At 38.6% G+C, this 4,224-nt stretch carries 6 protein-coding genes; 1 reads left to right on the top strand and 5 read right to left on the bottom strand.

What is annotated here, in order from left to right; genetic code table 11:
* Window positions 1–447: M50 family metallopeptidase (locus tag AC1DUW_RS22065; RefSeq protein ID WP_477643465.1), on the bottom strand; the 447-nt coding region annotated here is incomplete at its 3' end.
* A complete protein-coding gene (locus AC1DUW_RS22060; RefSeq protein WP_477643464.1) occupies window positions 440–1,189 on the bottom strand; it encodes a peptidoglycan DD-metalloendopeptidase family protein in 750 nt (249 codons plus the stop codon). The genes AC1DUW_RS22065 and AC1DUW_RS22060, both read right to left, overlap by 8 nt.
* 280 nt (window positions 1,190–1,469) lie before the next feature.
* Here AC1DUW_RS22060 and AC1DUW_RS22055 point away from each other — a divergent pair, with 280 nt between their 5' ends.
* Window positions 1,470–1,913: a S1 domain-containing RNA-binding protein gene (locus AC1DUW_RS22055; protein ID WP_053347157.1), complete on the top strand. Its 444-nt coding sequence runs from the start codon at window positions 1,470–1,472 to the stop codon at window positions 1,911–1,913.
* Between the two features lie 166 nt (window positions 1,914–2,079).
* Here AC1DUW_RS22055 and minD read toward each other — a convergent pair whose 3' ends face one another.
* The 3 genes from minD to mreD form a co-directional block, all read right to left on the bottom strand.
* Window positions 2,080–2,883, bottom strand: a complete 804-nt coding sequence (minD, locus tag AC1DUW_RS22050) for a septum site-determining protein MinD (protein WP_053347158.1) — start codon at window positions 2,881–2,883, stop codon at window positions 2,080–2,082.
* A gap of 2 nt (window positions 2,884–2,885) precedes the next feature.
* Window positions 2,886–3,569, bottom strand: coding sequence for a septum site-determining protein MinC (gene minC / locus AC1DUW_RS22045; RefSeq protein WP_053347159.1), 684 nt, complete (start codon window positions 3,567–3,569; stop codon window positions 2,886–2,888).
* A 115-nt stretch (window positions 3,570–3,684) separates the two neighbouring features.
* Window positions 3,685–4,203: a rod shape-determining protein MreD gene (gene mreD / locus AC1DUW_RS22040; protein WP_053347160.1), complete on the bottom strand. Its 519-nt coding sequence runs from the start codon at window positions 4,201–4,203 to the stop codon at window positions 3,685–3,687.
* Window positions 4,204–4,224: the final 21 nt, after the last annotated feature.

Raw genomic sequence — 4,224 nt, 5'->3', positions numbered from 1 at the left:
GTAAAGAGATACACCAATGAATAAAAGCCTCCCTCCGTCCAAAGGCCAAATTGGCAGCAAATTAAAAACCAACAACATAAGATTCATATATAAGAAAGGCTGATACAGCTCATAGGAAATAAAGGAAAGGGAATAGAGCAAAAAAGCCGCTCCGATGAGCCAAACATGTTGAAGCGGACCGGCAAGCACGACGGCCAAATCCTCCTTCAAACTTTTATTTCCATACTCCTCAGTCTCTACCGCCCCTCCAAAAGGAAGCAGATGGATTGACTTAATCCGCCATTTAAAGTGCTGAGCACAGATTGCATGCCCCATCTCATGAATAAAAACGATGAGTAACAACATCATCATTTCAACGAAATGGGCCGTAAGGATGGCGATTCCAATGACGAACCACAGTGTCGGATGTACTCTGATTTTAAATAGTAATTTTCCATACTCACTCAAAGGATATCACCTTTTTAGGATCGATGAAGGCGTCATTTTCTTTTATTGCTAAATAAAACCTGCCCTTGGAACCGTCTTCACTTACTGTAACCTGTCCGACTTCGTTCCCTTTCTTAACAAACTCATAAAGTTTCACATTAATCTTTTCTAGTTGCCCATACCAGGATTCACTTTTGTTAGCATGCTGAATAACAACCGTCTTTCCAATCCCCTCCTTTTCACCGGCAAAAATGACCACTCCTTCATTGATCGATTCAACCTTAGATCCTTTGCTTGTTTCCAATATGATTCCCTCGCCGTTTGTCTCAAAGGTTTGGGTAATTTTCGCAGAGGCAGGCCTCGCATAGCCTTCACCCGAATCGACTGTTTCTGTCTCAGATTTATTCGGTAAAAAAGCGATAGGCTTGCCAAACTCACTTTCATACCAATTGGAAATTGAAGCAAACTGAAACTCCTGGTTCATGTTTTCCGTGACAAAACTCCTTGCAGAATCCAGCCGCGTTGAAGGATGCTTAAACATCACCGCAATAATAAGAAATAGACATACACTGGCCAAGATTTTAAAAAAGAAATATTCTTTCTTAAAGAGCGGATGATCTTTCTCGGAATACCCGTTAAATGAATCAAAACCATACGGTTCCTCATTATTGATCTCCGTCCAACTACCATTTCCTGCTGGTTTATCATTAAACTTCCGTCTCTTGGCGATACGATTGCGGATATCTTTCCTGCGATCATCCATTCTAAATCCACCCCCTGCTCATGTAATGCGCTATATTACAACGTATGAGCTACTTGTCCAGACTATGACGGAGAAAAGATTTTCTTTCTAAACACCTCTGAATTTTTCTTTCTAAAATAAATTTTGGAACAACAATTTAATTGAAAACCATGAGTTTTGATGTATTTTATGCTTTGATTTAGAAAATGAAATCATTGAGAAAAAAAATCCAATTGATATTGTTCTTCTTAATTTGTTATAATGAAGTTGTTTTAACATTATTGAGGGGGAACATTTTTTTATGTCAATCGAAATAGGCAGCAAAGTACAAGGTAAAGTAACAGGTATCACTAATTTTGGAGCATTCGTAGAATTACCAGGAGGCTCAACAGGTCTTGTGCATATCAGTGAGGTAGCGGATAGCTATGTAAAAGACGTTAATGACCATCTTAAAGTAGGCGACCAAATTGAAGTAAAAGTGATTAGTGAGAAAGACGGAAAAACTGCCTTGTCCATCAAAAAGGCTATAGATAAACCCGAAGGGCAAACCTCTTCTTATACTAAACGCCCACCACGCCAAGGGGATAGCCGTTCAAAAGACTTTCGTTCAAAAGGTAATTTCCAACCAAAGGAAAATTTCGAAGATAAAATGGTTCGCTTTTTAAAGACTAGTGAAGAAAATTTATCTACTCTTAAACGTAGCACCGAATCAAAACGTGGCGGTAGAGGCGGAAGACGCGGATAACCTGTCACATTTATTAATACTTAATCAACAGATAAAAAAGGCAAGCCAAGATAGATGGCTTGCCTTTTTTATATAATTCTAACTCTCCAGCCTTATAGCTGCGATAGGATAAAAGAAAAAAAGCGAGGGCATTGAATGCACTCACTTCATAATTTATGATTCAAATTTACCGCACGCTAAAGAATTTTTTCAATTTTGACATAAAACCTTTTGGTTCGACGCCAATCGGAGTCAAGGGCACAGATTCACCAAGAATCCTTCGGGCAATGTTCCTATAGGCAAGCGAGACTCTATTGTCCGGATTATAGGCAATGGGTTCCTTTTTATTAGCTGCTACAATGACCTGGTCATCATCAGGAATGACGCCGATCAAATCAATTTTAAGAAAATCGGTTACTCCATCGATATCCATTTCCTCATCTTCATGAAGTAAATGGCCGCGTATCCGGTTGATAATCAATTGAGGCGGTTCAATCTGCTCTTCTTTTTCGAGCAGACCAATAATACGGTCCGCATCCCTGACAGCCGGTCTTTCGGCAGTCGTCACGATAATTGCTTTGTCAGCACCAGCTATGGCATTCCTAAAGCCCTGCTCAATACCTGCAGGACAGTCAATTAGGATATAATCATAGTCGGGTTTCATATCACTAATGAGTTTCCTCATCTGCTCTTCGTTTACCGCTGATTTATCACTATTTTGTGGAGCCGGAAGCAAATAAAGCAGATCCTCGAAATGCTTATCTTTAATAAGCGCTTGATGTATTTTGCAGCGCCCTTCGACCACATCGACCAAATCGTAGATGATTCGATTTTCCAATCCCATAATCACATCTAAGTTCCGAAGACCAATATCCGTATCAATCAAACAAACCTTTTTACCTAGAAGAGCTAACGATGTTCCTAAGTTGGCGGAGGTGGTTGTTTTTCCGACACCACCTTTACCAGATGTAATAACTATTGCCTCTCCCACGATTAGAGACCCCCTTCTAATCTATTTAAATTAGGTCTATATTTCTTTAAAACTTGCAGCTTTTCTATTATTATATTTTCTTCTTCGTCCATGAAGGCACATTCCAAGTCATGCCCCCATTTCGTATATTGGTCAGGAGATAAATTCACTTGTCCAGCAATACGCAACTGAGCGGGTTTCATAACAGAGGCTGCAATAATAGCCTCATTATTCCCCTTATATCCGGCATGGGCTATCCCTTTTAACTGTCCCATAATATATATGTTACCACCCGCACGTACCGTTCCGTCCGGATTAACATCTCCAATTAGCAGTAGATCGCCGGGAACTTCAAACACCTGTCCCGATCTTATCACCTTGGTAACAGTTGTCACTTGGTTTTCATCTTTCCAGCGTTTCGCTTCATCCTTTGTCAGGACATTCGAAAGCATCTCGTCAACGAAAAGTTTCTTCTTTTTATGGATAACCTCTTTAATCTTTTCCACTTGTTCATCATCTAGATAGCGGTTCCCTGTATGTACTTTTACGGAAATAGACGGGTCATTTTCTTGAAACTGATAGTTTGCCGAAAGCTTCGCTTCTAACTCTTTCAATAATTCGGAAAATGAGCAAGAATCATCGAGATGAAGCATAAACCCGTCTTTTGTTCCCTTAATCATAACATTTTGCTGAATTCTTTTATTCATGACGTTTGTTTCACCTCAATGAAATATAATTCGACATAGGAAAACAAATTTCCTTTTTCTACTTACATGGAAAAGTGAAAATACATTTTTAACCTACTATTAGAACACAGAAACGTTATTCTAATTCTCCTTGCAAATCAAGCATTTCGATAATTCTCTTTAATGGATAGCAACTAATAATAATAAATACGAGGTTCAATAATAATGTCGGGACGAATCTCCGGTCCATATATTCCGCAAATCCCATATCTGCAAAAGATAGGATGATATTCATTTGAAAAATAACGACCTCTAAAACTGCCGTAAACAAGAGAGCCACAAGGCAGGAAATAAGTATATTATTTTGCAAGATTTTCATGCATTTTGAAATCAAATACGCAAGAAAAGGGATAAGTAACATGTAAACCCCTAAAATTTCTGTATATACGGCATCATATGTTAACCCAAGAATTGCTCCATAAAGCATCCCTATTTTTCTAGATCCGAACATAGTCAGAAAAAAAACAAAAATCATAATAAACCGAGGAACTAGGATTTTATCAGCGCCAAATACATCACTTGCAAATAACTGGGCAAAGATGCTTTCAAAAACAAAAAAAAGCAAGGCTATAAAAGAAAGGATGAAATGTTTCACTTAACTTCATCCTCCCCATCC

The organism is Peribacillus sp. P4_C12 (assembly GCF_056402095.1).
This window is presented reverse-complemented; position numbering and strand designations above follow the sequence as displayed.